This window comes from Pseudomonas sp. NFX15 (assembly GCF_049132105.1).
Classification (GTDB): Bacteria; Pseudomonadota; Gammaproteobacteria; order Pseudomonadales; family Pseudomonadaceae; genus Aquipseudomonas.
Genome location: NZ_JAFMPV010000016.1, coordinates 13774 through 28042 on the forward strand (window position 1 = coordinate 13774; position 14269 = coordinate 28042).

The following is a 14269-nucleotide window of genomic DNA, read 5'->3' on the forward strand; positions in this document are numbered from 1 at the left end:
GCGAATTCCTGTAGGAGTGAGGCTGCTCGCGATGCTTTTCAGTCGAGGGTCGAACCGCTGACCGGCACGCCGCGCTCAGGGAAGAACAGGCGCTGCAACTCGGTACCCGGGCTTTCGGCGCGCATGAACGCTTCGCCGACGAGGAACGCGTAGACGTCGCTGATTTCCATCAACTCGACATCGACGCGGTTGAGAATGCCGCTCTCGGTGATGACCAGTCGATCACGCGGAATACGTGGCAACAAATCGAGGGTGGTTTCCAGGCTGACGTCGAAGGTGTGCAGGTTGCGGTTGTTGATGCCGACCAGCGGGGTGTCGAGGGTTTTCAAGGCCCGCTCCAGCTCATCGCCATCGTGGACTTCAACCAGCACATCGAGATTGACGCTTTTGGCCACCGCTGCCAGTTCGGCCATTTTCACGTCGTCCAGCGCGGAAACGATCAACAGTACGCAATCGGCACCCAACGCACGGGCTTCGACGATCTGGTACGGATCGATCATGAAGTCTTTGCGGATCACCGGCAGTTGGCACGCGGCACGGGCCTGCTGCAGGTAAGCATCGGCACCCTGGAAGAAATCGATGTCGGTAAGCACCGACAGGCAGGTCGCACCGCCCGTCTCGTAGCTTCTGGCGATGTCGGCGGGAATGAAGTTCTCGCGGATCACGCCTTTGCTCGGCGAAGCTTTCTTGATTTCGGCAATGACTGCCGGCTGTTTCAGCTTGGCCTGAGCCAGCAACGCCTGGGCAAAACCACGGGGTGCATCGGCCGTCTTGGCCAGGCTTTCCAGCTCGGCGAGGCTGACGCGAGCGCTACGCTCGGCCACTTCCTCGATCTTGCGCGCCAGAATCTTTTCCAGAACCGTCGGTACACTCATCCTTCATTCTCCACTTTGAATACCGCGGTAAAGGCACCCAGCTCCTCGAGTTTTTCTCGAGCGAGGCCGGTGTGCAGCGCATCGTGTGCCAGGGCGACGCCTTCTTTCAGGCTGCTGGCATGGTCGGCCGCGTACAGCGCGGCACCGGCATTGAGCATGATCATCTCGGCCGCTTTCTGACCGTTCTCGGTCTTGCGCTTGCCCAAGGCATCGCGAATCAGTTCCAGGGAAGCCGCCGGGCTATCCACGGCCAGGCCATGCAGGCTCTGGCTCTTCATGCCGAGGTCTTCCGGCTCGACCCAATACTCGCTGACCTGGCCATCCTTGAGTTCCGCGACAAAGGTCGGCGCAGCCAGGCTGAATTCGTCCAGGCCATCCTTGGAATGCACCACCAGCACGTGTTTGCTGCCCAGGCGTTGCAACACTTCGGCCAACGGCCGGCACAGGGCCTGGGTGAACACGCCGACCACCTGGTGCTTCACACCGGCCGGATTCGTAAGCGGGCCGAGCATGTTGAACAAGGTGCGCAGGCCTAGGTCCTTGCGCGGGCCTGCGGCGTATTTCATTGCAGAGTGATGGGTCTGGGCAAACATGAAACCGATACCCACGTTGTCGATGCAACGCGCCACCTGAACAGGCGTCAGGTTCAGGTAGATGCCGGCGGCTTCCAACAGGTCGGCACTACCGCTTTTGCCCGACACCGCGCGGTTGCCGTGTTTGGCAACGGTGCAGCCGGCGGCGGAAACCACGAACGCAGCGGCGGTCGAGACGTTGAAAATGTTCGCGCCATCGCCACCGGTGCCGACCACATCGACCACGCCGTCGAGGGTGTTGAGTTCGACCTTGTCCGCCAACTCGCGCATCACCGATACCGCGCCGACGATTTCGTCGATGCTTTCGCTCTTCATGCGCATGGCCATCATGAATGCGCCGATCTGCGCGTCAGTGCATTGACCGGTCATGATCTCGTGCATGACATCGCGCATCTCATCGGTGCTGAGGTCGAGGTGCTCGACGATACGGCCCAGGGCTGTCTTGATGTTCATGAAAAGTCCTTAGCGCGTGCCGCCGGTTTGTTTAAGGAAGTTGGCGAACAGTTCGTGGCCCTGTTCGGTGAGGATCGACTCTGGGTGGAACTGCACGCCTTCGATGTTCAGGGTCTTGTGACGCAGGCCCATGATCTCGTCGACCGAGCCGTCTTCGAGTTGGGTCCAGGCGGTCAGCTCCAGGCAATCGGGCAGGGTTTCGCGCTTGACGATCAACGAATGGTAGCGGGTCACCGTCAGCGGACGATTGAGGCCTGCGAATACCCCCTTGTCCTCGTGAAATACCGGGCTAGTCTTACCGTGCATCACTTGGCGTGCGCGCACCACGTCACCGCCAAAGGCCTGGCCGATGGACTGGTGACCAAGGCACACGCCAAGAATCGGCAGCTTGCCGGCGAAATGCTTGATCGCTTCGATCGAGATGCCGGCTTCGGTCGGGGTGCAGGGACCGGGGGATACCACGATGCGCTCAGGATTGAGGGCTTCGATTTCAGCGATGGTCAATTCATCGTTGCGCACGACTTTGACCTGGGAGCCAAGCTCGCCCAGGTACTGCACAACGTTGTAGGTAAAGGAGTCGTAGTTATCGATCATCAGCAACATGGCGTTAAGAACCTCTTGAATTCACTGACTTTAAAGATGGCCTTCGAAAGGTTTACCCGCAGAGCGCTGCGCGTTGGCAGATGCTGGAGCAGCGCCAGCAAAGCGGCATTTCAAACAGGTAATGAAGGCAAATCGGTACAGGTCCGGCGAGGCCGGCAAAAGAATTCAGGCGCGCCAACGCCAGCGGGCGTGTGCCTTGATGACTTGATCCAGGAGTTTGCTGATGATCAACACGGGGAAGGTCTCATTCATACGTCCCGGCACAGTAACTTAGCTGGGCAGAGCGCGCAATATCGCCGGGGCTGCTGCCCGCGAAACAGTTCACCGCTTCGCGACAGATGGCAAAAGGCCGGAAGTTTTTGGTACTGTCGTTTCGCTTGACTAAAACAATAAATAAACGGACTTGCTCATGATCAGACAGTCGTTGTTTGTACCGCTCGCAGGATGCTTGCTCGCGATGGCCTGCGCCCAGGCGAACGCCGCACCCAATCCTTACACCAGTTTCATTGTCTTCGGGGACAGCCTCAACGACGCAGGGACCTTCGCCGACACCGGCGGGCCTGCCGGGGCGACGCAGCGTTATACCAACCGGACGGGGCCGGTGTATCTGGACGGCAGCGGCGAAGTCCGCTCGCTCAACTCCACGCAGATCCTGGGTGGAAAACTCGGTTACTCGGCAGACCAGACCGCGTCCTCCTCTTCGGCAGTGCGCGCCAGCAATGGCCAGCCCGACGGCAACAACTGGGCGGTCGGCGGCTACCGCACCGATCAGATTCTGGACTCGATCACCAGCAAGTCCGACACCGGCGAACGCGTCCGTGCCGGTTATCTGCCGTCCAACAACTTGCGCGCCGACCCGAACGCCCTTTATTACCTGTCGGGTGGCGGCAACGACTTCCTCCAAGGCCGCATCCTCAGCCTGCCCCAAGCCAGCGCCGCCGCCGACCGGCTGGCCGACAGCGTGCAAACGCTGCAAAGCGCAGGCGCCAACTACGTCATGGTCTGGCTGCTGCCGGACATCGGCCTGACGCCGGCCATCAACGGCACGCCACTGCAAGCATTCACCACACAGCTCAGCGCCCAGTTCAACACCGAACTGCTGAGCCGGCTGCAAAACATCAATGCCGAAGTGATCCCGCTGAACATTCCGGTATTGCTCAAAGAAACTTTCGCCAACCCGGCGCAGTTCGGCCTGGCAACCGATCAGAACCTGACCGCCACCTGCTTCAGCGGTAACGGTTGCACCGAGAACGCCCGCTACGGCATCAACAGCGCCACGCCAGACCCGACCAAGTTGATCTACAACGACGGCGTCCACCCAACCGAAGCCGGGCAGCGTCTGATTGCCGATTATGCGTATTCGTTGCTGGCTGCGCCGTGGGAGCTGACCTTGCTGCCGCAAATGGCCCAAGGCACCTTGCGCGCCCATCAGGATGAGTTGCGCAACCAATGGCTGGCCGATTGGGAAAACTGGCAAGGTGTCGGCCAATGGCGTGCCATTGTTGCCGGCGGCGGACAGCACCAGGACTTTGACGGTGATCGCAGTTCGGTCAGTGCCGACGGTTACGGTGCCAACCTGAACATCGGTGGCAGCTACCGTCTCGACGATGCCTGGCGCGTGGGTTTGGCAGCGGGGTTCTACAACCAGAAACTCGAAGCCGGCAGCAACGATTCCGACTACAAGCTCAACTCGTACCTGGGCACGGCATTCGCCCAGTACCAGCAAAACCGTATTTGGGCTGACATGGCGTTGACCGCCGGGCATCTGGATTACGACAGCCTCAAGCGTAAATTCCAGCTGGGCGCCAATGAACGCGGTGAAAAAGGCGATACCAGCGGCTACGTCGAAGCGTTCAGCGCACGCCTGGGCTACGACATTGCGCAACAAGCCAGCAGCCCTTGGCACCTTTCGCCGTTTGTCAGTGCCGACTTCTCCAAGGTGAACGTCGACGGTTACTCGGAGAACGGCAACGATTCCACGGCGCTGACCTTCGCCGATCAGGACGCTATTTCCCGGCGCTTGGGCGCTGGTCTGCAGGGCAAATATCAATTCACTCCGCAAACTCAGGTCTTCGGCGAAGTGGCGGTGGAGCGTGAGTACAACGATGACACCCAGGACGTGGGCATCAACCTCAACAGTCTGCCGAACAACCAGTTCACGCTCGAAGGCTATACCCCGCAATCCCACCTCAGCCGCTTGAACCTGGGCGTGAGCCACAACCTCACCAAGGACCTGGCATTGCGCGCCAGCTATAACGTTCGCAAGGACGATGACTTCACCCAACAAGGCATCAACGTTGGGGTTGCGCTGGACTTCTGATGCGTAACCCATAAAAAACGCGGCGCCCTCACAGGCGCCGCGTTTTTTTATGGCTGAACACTTACTGTGGCGAGGCGGCTTGCCTCCGTTCGGCTGCGGAGCAGTCGTAAATTTCGCACTCGGTGTACCTGATACAACGCGATTGCAGATCTTGGGGCCGCTTCGCGCCCCAACGGGGGCAAGCCCCCTCGCCACAAAAAGCCCTGTTGCCTGGTGTACTCAGCTTTCTGGGGTTTGTTCGGCCAAGGCGACGGCGCGGAACATCGCGCGGCGTTTGTTCAGGGTTTCTTCCCATTCCAGCGCCGGCACCGAGTCGGCGACGATGCCGCCACCGGCCTGCACGTGCAGTTCACCGTTCTTGATCACCGCCGTGCGGATCGCAATGGCGGTGTCCATGTTGCCGTTCCAGGCGAAGTAACCGACTGCGCCGCCGTACACGCCACGCTTGACCGGCTCCAGCTCGTCGATGATTTCCATCGCGCGAATCTTCGGCGCGCCAGACAAAGTGCCCGCCGGCAGGATCGCTCGCAGCGCGTCCATCGCCGTCAGCCCGGCCTTCAACTGTCCGGTGACGTTGGACACGATGTGCATCACGTTGGAATAACGCTCGATGACCATTTTTTCGGTGAGCTTCACCGAGCCAATTTCCGAGACACGCCCGGTGTCGTTGCGACCAAGGTCGATCAGCATCAGGTGCTCGGCGATTTCCTTGTCGTCCGACAGCAGGTCCTCTTCCAGCGCCAGGTCGGCCTCTTCAGTGGCGCCCCGTGGACGGGTGCCGGCAATCGGGCGCACGGTGATCAGGTTGTCTTCTACCCGCACCAGCACTTCCGGCGAACTGCCGACGACGTGGAAGTCGCCGAAGTTGAAGAAGTACATGTAAGGCGTCGGGTTGAAGCAGCGCAGCGCCCGGTACAGATCGATGGGCGCGGCCTTGAAATCGATCGACATGCGCTGGGACGGCACGACCTGCATGCAGTCACCGGCCAGGATGTACTCCTTGATGGTGTCGACGGCTTTTTCGTAATCGTCCTGGGTGAAGCTGGAGCGGAACACCGGGTCAGCAGCCTGCTGCTTGCTGAAGTCCAGGCCACGGCGCGGGGTGATCGGCTGACGGAGTTTTTCCAGCAGCTCTTCCAGGCGCGCACGACCTTGCTCGAAGGCATCGTCCTGCGCCGGGTCGGCCAGGACGATCGCGTGCATCTTGCCGGCGAGGTTGTCGAACACCACCACCGCGTCGGAAACCATCAGCAGAATGTCCGGCACGCCCAGCGGATCCGGGTTCGGGCATTTGCCCAGACGCTTTTCCACATAACGCACGCAGTCATAACCGAAGTAACCCACCAGGCCGCCATTGAAACGTGGCAGGCCGGCAATGGTCGGTACGTTGTAGCGGGCCTTGAAGGTTTCGACGAAGGCCAGCGGGTCTTCGACGTCGTGGCTTTCAGTCTCGACGCCATCGACGGTCACGCTGACGTGATGGTCATGCACCCGCATCACGGTGCGGCACGGCAGGCCGATGATTGAATAACGGCCCCACTTCTCGCCGCCCTGTACGGACTCCAGCAAGTAGGAATTGGGCTCGTCGGCCAGCTTCAGGTAGATCGACAGCGGTGTGTCGAAGTCGGCCAGGGTTTCGCAGGCAAGCGGGATGCGGTTGTAGCCGGCAGCGGCCAAACGCAGGAATTCTTCGCGGATCATGAGGTGCCTCGTGGCTTGAGGGTCGAACAGTCAGGTATGCAAACGCGCCGGATAGCCGGCCAGATTCAAGTCAGGCGCGCCAACGCCAGCGGGCCAGGGCCTTGATGACTTTCATCCAGAGTTTGCGAGTGACCACCACGATGGCGTTTCCAGAAGGGGGTTTGACAGCGTCGGCCAACGTTATCTCAGCGGCCGTGTCCAGGCAACCGGGAATTAGCTTGCGCAGGTCGTCGATCACCAGCGCAGGTGACTCTTCGGCAATCGGCCGGCCGTGGTTGTAGCCGTAGCTCAAGGCCACGCACTTGACCCCCGCCGCTTTCGCCGCCAGCACATCGCTGCGCGAATCGCCGACAAACAACGACTGCGATGCCGGGATGTTGGCCATTTTCATCACGAAAAATAGCGCCGCCGGGTCGGGCTTTTTCTGCGGCAGGGTGTCGCCGCCGATGATCCAGCGGAAGTAGCGTCCGATTTTCATCTGGTCCAGCAGCGGCGCGACGAAACGCTCCGGCTTGTTGGTGATCAGCGCCATTTCGACGCCCTGCTTTTTCAGCCACCGCAGGGTGTCGCGCACGCCGGGGTAGACCACCGTCAGCTCATGGCTCTCGCCATAGGCCTGCATGAAATACTCCAGCGCCCGCTCGGCCTCGGCGTTATCCACCGCCGAGTGATCGATGCCGCCTGCCAGCGCACGACGCACCAGTACCGGCGCGCCATTGCCGACCCATTCGCGCACGGCCCCCAGACCGGCAGGCTGGCGACCGAGTTTGAGCAGCATCTTGTCCACAGCCACTGCCAGGTCCGGGACCGAATCGATCAACGTACCGTCCAGATCGAACATCACCAGCCGCGGCAGTTGCCCCGGGAACAGCTGCTCAAAGCCACTCATGGGCGAGCCAGCGCCAGTTCGGAACGCATTTTGTCGATGACTTCCTGATAGCTCGGCGCATTGAAGATGGCCGAGCCGGCAACGAAGGTGTCGGCGCCAGCCGCAGCGATTTCGCGAATGTTGTTCACGTTCACGCCACCGTCGATTTCCAGGCGAATGTCGCGACCCGATGCATCGATCAGCGCCCGCGCTTCACGCAGCTTGTCGAGGGTGCCGGGGATGAACTTCTGCCCGCCGAAGCCTGGGTTGACGCTCATCAGCAGGATCATGTCGACCTTGTCCATCACGTACTTGAGCACGTCCAGCGGGGTCGCCGGGTTGAACACCAGACCCGATTTGCAGCCGCCCTCGCGGATCAGTTGCAGGGAGCGATCGACGTGCTGGGTGGCTTCCGGGTGGAAGGTGATGTAGGTCGCGCCGGCTTCGATGAAGTCACCGACGATGCGGTCGACCGGGCTGACCATCAAGTGCGCGTCGATCGGCGCAGTGACGCCGTACTTGCGCAGCGCCGCACAGACCATCGGGCCGATGGTCAGGTTCGGCACGTAGTGGTTGTCCATGACATCGAAGTGCACAAAGTCGGCGCCAGCGGCCAGGACGTTGTCCACTTCCTCGCCCAGTCGGGCGAAGTCGGCGGAGAGAATCGACGGAGCAATTACGAAGGGCTGCATGACGCACCTTTTCTGAGCAGAATCACGATGGCGCGCATTGTATACCTCATGCTTTGACGCGCGCACCGTGAGCGCGATGATTGGACCTTGCCATCATCGAATAACAGCCAAGGCTCTAGTACGCCGCTCGATAGATCTTTTCGATATCGACGGCACTCAGTTTGCGCGGATTGTTGCGCATCAGGCGCTCGATCCCCGCCGCTTCCACGGCCATGGACGGGAGCGCGTCCTCGGGTACACCGAAACTGCGCAGGCCCTGTGGAATCTCCACGGCCGCACACAACTCGGTCATGGCCTGCACAGCTTTGTCAGCCGCCTCGTTGACGCTCAGGTGAGCGGTCTTCACGCCCATGGCCTCGGCGATGTCCTGCATGCGTTCGATGCAGGCCATCTTGTTCCAGGTCATGACATAGGGCAGTAGCAAGGCATTGCTGACGCCGTGGGCAATGTTGAAACGCCCGCCCAGCGGATACGCCAGCGCATGCACCGCGCCAACACCCGCGTTACCGAACGCCATGCCGGCCATCAGGCTGGCGGTGGCCATGTCTTCGCGGGCTTGCAGGTTCGACGGATTGGCGTAGGCCTTGGGCAACGCCTTGGCGATCAACTGGATGGCACCGATAGCGAGGGCATCGGTAATCGGCGAGGCGTTGACCGACAGGTAGGACTCGATGGCATGCACCAGCGCATCGACGCCACTGGCGGCCGTGACGCTACGCGGGCAGGTCAGGGTCATTTGCGGGCTGACCAGCGCCACATCCGGCAACAGGTAGTCGCTGACGATGCCCTTCTTCAGCTGCGCCACCTTGTCGGACAGGATGGCGACGTTGGTCACTTCCGAACCGGTGCCGGCAGTGGTCGGGATAGCGATCAACGGCGGGCCTTTACGCGGCACTTGGTCGATGCCGAACAAATCTTCCAGCGCACCGTGGTAACCGGCATAGGCCGCGACGCTCTTGGCAATGTCGATGGCACTGCCGCCGCCGAGGCCGATCAAGCCGTCATGCCCGCCGTCGCGGTAGACCTGCATGCAGTCTTCGACGATGGCAATTTCCGGGTCTGGCAGTACGCGGTCGAAGATCTCGTAGCTGCGCCCGCCCAGTTGGGCCAGTGCCAGCTCGACCGTGCCGGACTTGACCAACGCGGCATCGGTGACGATCAGCGGGTTGTCGATGTCCAGGCGGGTCAGCTCGGCCGACAGTTGCTCGATGGCACCTGCGCCGGTGATCAGTTTGTGAGCGATTTTGAAAGAGGAAAGACTCATGTGCGCAGCCTCTTATAGGTAGGGGAGCTGGGCACAATAGTAGCTGGGGATTGCGGGTTGTCTTGCATTCAGGTCATGAATGACCCACGCCGAACTCGATCCTGTAGGAGCCGGCTTGCCGGCGAAAGCGGTGTATCAGGCACACCGCGTTGCACCCTTCGCCAGCAAGCCGGCTCCTACGAGAAGCGATATCAGACCTGCGCGGTGCGCAGTTTTTCGCTGCGGCCACGCAGCCATTCCAGGGTCAGCAGCAGGATCACCGAGAAGGCAATCAGCAACGTGGCGGCGGCAGCAATGGTCGGGCTGAGGTTTTCGCGGATTCCGCTGAACATCTGCCGTGGCAGGGTCGCTTGCTCGGGGCCGGCGAGGAACAGCGTCACCACCACCTCGTCGAACGAAGTCGCGAAGGCAAACAGCGCCCCGGAGATCACGCCTGGCGCGATCAGCGGCAAGGTCACCCGGCGAAACGTGGTCAGCGGCGAAGCGCCCAGGCTCGCAGCGGCCCGCACCAGGTTGTGGTTGAACCCCTGCAACGTCGCCGACACGGTAATGATCACGAACGGCACACCCAGCACCGCGTGCACCACGATCAGCGAGAAGAAGCTGTTACCCAGCCCCAGCGGCGCGAAGAACAGGTAACTGGCCACACCGATGATCACCACCGGCACTACCATCGGCGAAATCACCAGCGCCATCACCAGCGCCTTGCCGGGGAAGTCGCCGCGGGTCAGGCCGATGGCCGCCAGCGTACCGAAGACCATCGCCAGCACCGTCGCCGCCGGAGCGACGATGATGCTGTTCTTCAGGGCGCGCATCCATTCCGCCGAGCCGAAGAAATCCTGATACCAGTGCAGCGAGAAACCTTGCAGCGGGTACACCAGGAAGCTGCCGGAGTTGAACGACAGCGGAATGATCACCAGCACCGGCAGGATCAGGAACAACAGAATCAAGCCGCAGAGAATCCGCAAGCTGTAGAACCACACCCGTTCGATGGGCGACATATAAGGACTCAGCATTTCGTTCTCCCCTTAGCTCAGGCGCAGGCGGCTCGCGCCCACCAGCCAGCTGTAAATCAGATAAAGCACGACGGTCGCCAACAGCAACAGCCCACCGAGTGCGGTCGCCATGCCCCAGTTGATGCTGGTGTTGGTGTAGAAGGCGACGAAGTAGCTGACCATCTGATCGTTCGGGCTGCCCAGCAACGCCGGGGTGATGTAGTAGCCGATGGCGAGGATGAACACCAACAGGCAACCGGCGCCGACACCGGCATAAGTCTGCGGGAAGTACACCCGCCAGAAGCTCGCGAACGGATGGCAGCCGAGGGAAATCGCGGCACGCATGTAGGTCGGCGAGATGCCCTTCATCACGCTGTAGATCGGCAAAATCATGAACGGCAGCAGGATGTGCACCATCGAGATGTAGACACCGACGCGATTGAACACCAGCTCGATCGGCTTATCGATGATGCCCATCGCCATCAGGCCGCTGTTGATCAACCCGCCCGATTGCAGCAACACGATCCACGCCGCGACCCGCACCAGAATCGACGTCCAGAACGGCAACAGCACCAGGATCATCAGCAGGTTGCTCTGGCGCGATGGCAGGTTCGCCAGCAAGTAGGCCAGTGGATACGCCAGCACCAGGCAGATCACAGTGATGATCAGACCCATCCAGAAAGTGCGGGCGAAGATATCGAGGTAGATCGCCTGGTCCGGGGTGGCCGGGGCGATTTCGCCGAGGTCGTCGATACGATGATCGACGGCTGCCAGCAGGTAATAAGGGGTGATGCTGCTGGTGTTGCGGCGCACCGCTTGCCAGTAGGCTGGGTCGCCCCAGCGTTCATCGAGACCTTCCAGTGCTTCTTTATAGGAGGCCGGCTCGGTGGCGAGCGGCAAGGCGCGGGCGGTTTTGGTCAGCAGGCTGCGGTAGCCGGCCAGTTCCATGTTCAGGCGTTTGGACAGGTCGCCCAGGGGCTGATTCTTGCGAGCGTCGGCGAGGTCCTCGGCCGCCGCTTTGTAAACCGGTTCAGCGGGCAGGCCACGGCCGTCCCAACTGGCGATGGCCGTCACGGTGCGCGGCATGCCGCCGACCACTTCCGGGTTGCCAACGCTTTTGTAGAGCAGCGCCACGATCGGCACCAGGAACACCAGCAACAGAAACAGCACCAGCGGCGCAATCAACGCCTGGGCCTTCCAGCGGTTGACCCGCTCGGCATGCTTGAGCCGCTGCTTCAAAGTGGGGCTGGTGCCCTCGTTCAGGGGAACGGCGATAGCCATGACGTACTCCGCAAATCTTTGATCGTTACAGAGGTGGCGAACCACCTCTGTTGTGTTGAAACACCGCATCTGTAGGAGCGAGCTTGCTCGCGAAGGCGCAGTGTCAGTCAACAATGATGTTGAAAGAGCTGACGTCTTCGCGAGCAAGCTTGCTCCTACAGCGTAAGCCCGCGGTGCGGTCTTACTTCGCAGCCCAGGCGTTGAAGCGCTGTTCCAGTTGCTCGCCGTTGTCAGCCCAGAAGCTGACGTCGATCTGCACCTGGTTGGCGATGTTTTCCGGGGTGGTCGGCATGTCTTTCAGGACATCCTTGGCCAGCAACGGGACAGCCTGGGTATTGGCCGGACCGTAGGCGATGTTTTCCGAGTAGGTCTTCTGCTGCTGTGGCATCACCGAGAACGCGATGAATTTCTTCGCCGCATCGGCACGCGCCTTGTCCAGGCCCTTCGGAATGGCCCAGGCGTCGAAGTCGTAGATGCCGCCGTTCCACACCACTTTCAGGTTGCTTTCTTTCTGTACCGCGGCGATCCGGCCGTTATAGGCCGAGCTCATGACCACGTCACCGGAGGCCAGGTACTGCGGTGGTTGTGCACCGGCTTCCCACCACTGGATACTCGGCTTGAGTTCATCGAGTTTCTTGAACGCGCGGTCCTGGCCATCTTTGCTGGCCAGCACTTTGTAGACGTCCTTCGGCGCAACGCCATCGGCCATCAAGGCAAACTCCAGGGTGTACTTGGCGCCTTTACGCAGGCCACGCTTGCCCGGGAACTGCTTGGTGTCCCAGAAATCCTTCCAGCTGGTCGGTGCGGTTTTCAGCTTGTCGGCGTTGTAGGCCAGCACCGTCGACCACACGAAGAAACCTACGCCGCAAGGCTGGATGGCACCCTTGACGTAGTCTTCGCCCTTGCCGAACAGCGCAGGGTCCAGTTGCTCGAACATGTCTTCGTCGCAACCGCGGGACAGTTCTGGCGATTCAACCTCGACCAGATCCCAGGACACGCTCTTGGTGTCGACCATGGCTTTGACCTTGGCCATCTCACCGTTGTACTCGCCCGCCACGATCTTGCCGTTGCCTGCCGCTTCCCAAGGCGCATAAAAGGCTTTGACCTGAGCCGCCTTGTTCGCCCCGCCAAAGGACACCACGGTCAGGTCCGGACCGGCCGCCATTGCGTGTGCCGCGCCCATCATGCCCAGTGCCAGGGCGGTGAATTTCAGGGATCTCAACATTTATTGTTCTCTCCACGTGCAGGGTTGGTGTTGGTATTGCCGGGGCGATCAATGCGCCTCTAGAAGTGGATCGAGCGCGCGAACGTGTTCGACCTGCCAGCCAAGCGGTACCACGTCGCCGACGGCGAGCGAAGGATCGAGCTCGGCAATCGGTTGTTTCACGAAGAAGTCGGTCTTGCCGCAGACTTCCATGCGCACCCGGACGTGGTCGCCCAGATAGATGAATTCCTCGACCCGCCCAGAGAAGCGGTTCACGCATTGATCGCTGGAGCCATTGAGGCTCACGCGCTCCGGACGAATGGACAGGGTGACCGGCTCGCCGGTCTTGCCGACGTTGACCGCCAGCGCCTCGACCTTCTCGCCGCGACCCAGCTCTACCACGCAGCGCTCGCCGTTCTGGCTGACCAGACGACCATTGAGGCGGTTGTTCTCGCCGATGAAGTTGGCGACGAAGGTGTTCTTCGGTTCTTCGTAGAGGCTGCGCGGTGGTGCGATCTGCTGGATTTCGCCCTGATGGAACACCGCCACGCGGTCGGACATGGTCAAGGCTTCGCCCTGGTCGTGGGTCACGTAGACCACGGTCACGCCCAGGCGCTGGTGCAGGTGCTTGATCTCCATCTGCATGTGTTCGCGCAGTTGTTTATCGAGGGCGCCGAGGGGTTCGTCCATCAACACCAGTTGCGGCTCGAACACCAGCGCCCGGGCCAGGGCCACACGCTGTTGCTGACCACCGGACAGCTGCGCCGGGTAACGCTGGGCGAAGGCATCGAGCTGGACCATGCTCAGCACGCGCTTGACCCGGGCACTGACGTCGCTCTTGTTCATGCCGCGCACGGTCAGTGGGAACGCGAGGTTCTCGGCCACCGTCATGTGCGGGAACAAGGCGTAGTTCTGGAACACCATGCCGATGTCGCGCTTGTGCGGCGGCACGTTGTTGATGGCACGCCCCGCCAGCAGGATTTCACCGGCGGTCGGTGTTTCGAAACCGGCGAGCATCATCAGGCTGGTGGTCTTGCCGGAACCGGACGGCCCGAGCAAGGTGAGGAACTCGCCTTTGCGAATGTCCAGGTTGAGGTCTTTGACGATCAGGTTCTCGCCGTCGTAGCTCTTCTGCACTCCACGAAAGCTGACCAGAACATCATTGGCCCCTGCACTTGAATCGACCTGGCTCATACCCACACCTTTGTTATTGATGACTGCTGTGGGGTTTAAGCCTAGTGGACCCTGCGGACCGCGCAAATCGGGGCGCAAGAGAGATTCGCCTCAGCCGGATGGAAGGCTGGGGGTAGGAATTGCCCTACAAGGATGGCGCGTTTTGGCAACTGCGCGACAGGTGCTCAGCTACAGGCCGCGACAAGAGGCCGAATCAGGTTTGCTGGGTGTCGTAAATGGGCATGTC

At 61.1% G+C, this 14269-nt stretch carries 12 protein-coding genes; 1 reads left to right on the plus strand and 11 read right to left on the minus strand.

The annotated features are described in order from the left end of the window. Positions 1 to 38: 38 nt before the first annotated feature. The 3 genes from trpC to J1D76_RS17515 are packed head-to-tail and all read right to left on the minus strand — an operon-like array spanning position 39 to position 2524. Positions 39 to 875: an indole-3-glycerol phosphate synthase TrpC gene (trpC, locus tag J1D76_RS17505; RefSeq protein ID WP_421139503.1), complete on the minus strand. Its 837-nt coding sequence runs from the start codon at positions 873 to 875 to the stop codon at positions 39 to 41. After that, positions 872 to 1921, minus strand: coding sequence for an anthranilate phosphoribosyltransferase (gene trpD, locus J1D76_RS17510; RefSeq protein WP_421139504.1), 1050 nt, complete (start codon positions 1919 to 1921; stop codon positions 872 to 874). The genes trpC and trpD overlap by 4 nt, the downstream gene beginning before the upstream one ends. Before the next feature lie 9 nt (positions 1922 to 1930). Then, positions 1931 to 2524, minus strand: a complete 594-nt coding sequence (locus tag J1D76_RS17515) for an aminodeoxychorismate/anthranilate synthase component II (RefSeq protein ID WP_007980194.1) — start codon at positions 2522 to 2524, stop codon at positions 1931 to 1933. Between the two features lie 409 nt (positions 2525 to 2933). On the opposite strand from J1D76_RS17515, the gene estP reads away from it, so the two are divergent. Next, the gene (gene estP, locus J1D76_RS17520; RefSeq protein ID WP_421139505.1) at positions 2934 to 4844 is read left to right on the plus strand and encodes an esterase EstP; all 1911 of its coding nucleotides are present in this window, start codon (positions 2934 to 2936) and stop codon (positions 4842 to 4844) included. Between the two features lie 219 nt (positions 4845 to 5063). Here the strand turns inward: estP and trpE are convergent, their stop codons facing one another. The 8 genes from trpE to J1D76_RS17560 all read right to left on the minus strand — a co-directional run bounded on the left by trpE (position 5064) and on the right by J1D76_RS17560 (position 14043). Further along, a complete protein-coding gene (trpE, locus tag J1D76_RS17525; RefSeq protein ID WP_421139506.1) occupies positions 5064 to 6545 on the minus strand; it encodes an anthranilate synthase component I in 1482 nt (493 codons plus the stop codon). Positions 6546 to 6615: 70 nt separating this feature from the next. Next, positions 6616 to 7434, minus strand: a complete 819-nt coding sequence (locus J1D76_RS17530; protein ID WP_421139508.1) for a phosphoglycolate phosphatase — start codon at positions 7432 to 7434, stop codon at positions 6616 to 6618. Further along, a complete protein-coding gene (gene rpe, locus J1D76_RS17535; RefSeq protein WP_421139510.1) occupies positions 7431 to 8105 on the minus strand; it encodes a ribulose-phosphate 3-epimerase in 675 nt (224 codons plus the stop codon). The genes J1D76_RS17530 and rpe overlap by 4 nt, the downstream gene beginning before the upstream one ends. A gap of 115 nt (positions 8106 to 8220) precedes the next feature. Beyond that, a complete protein-coding gene (locus tag J1D76_RS17540; RefSeq protein ID WP_421139511.1) occupies positions 8221 to 9369 on the minus strand; it encodes an iron-containing alcohol dehydrogenase in 1149 nt (382 codons plus the stop codon). A 191-nt stretch (positions 9370 to 9560) separates the two neighbouring features. Further along, a complete protein-coding gene (locus J1D76_RS17545; protein ID WP_421139512.1) occupies positions 9561 to 10385 on the minus strand; it encodes an ABC transporter permease in 825 nt (274 codons plus the stop codon). Positions 10386 to 10397: 12 nt separating this feature from the next. Next, positions 10398 to 11645: an ABC transporter permease gene (locus J1D76_RS17550; RefSeq protein WP_421139513.1), complete on the minus strand. Its 1248-nt coding sequence runs from the start codon at positions 11643 to 11645 to the stop codon at positions 10398 to 10400. Positions 11646 to 11826: 181 nt separating this feature from the next. Next, positions 11827 to 12870, minus strand: coding sequence for an ABC transporter substrate-binding protein (locus tag J1D76_RS17555; protein ID WP_421139514.1), 1044 nt, complete (start codon positions 12868 to 12870; stop codon positions 11827 to 11829). 48 nt (positions 12871 to 12918) lie between these two features. Beyond that, complete coding sequence (locus J1D76_RS17560) at positions 12919 to 14043, minus strand: ABC transporter ATP-binding protein (RefSeq protein WP_421139515.1); 1125 nt, start codon at positions 14041 to 14043, stop codon at positions 12919 to 12921. Positions 14044 to 14269: the final 226 nt, after the last annotated feature.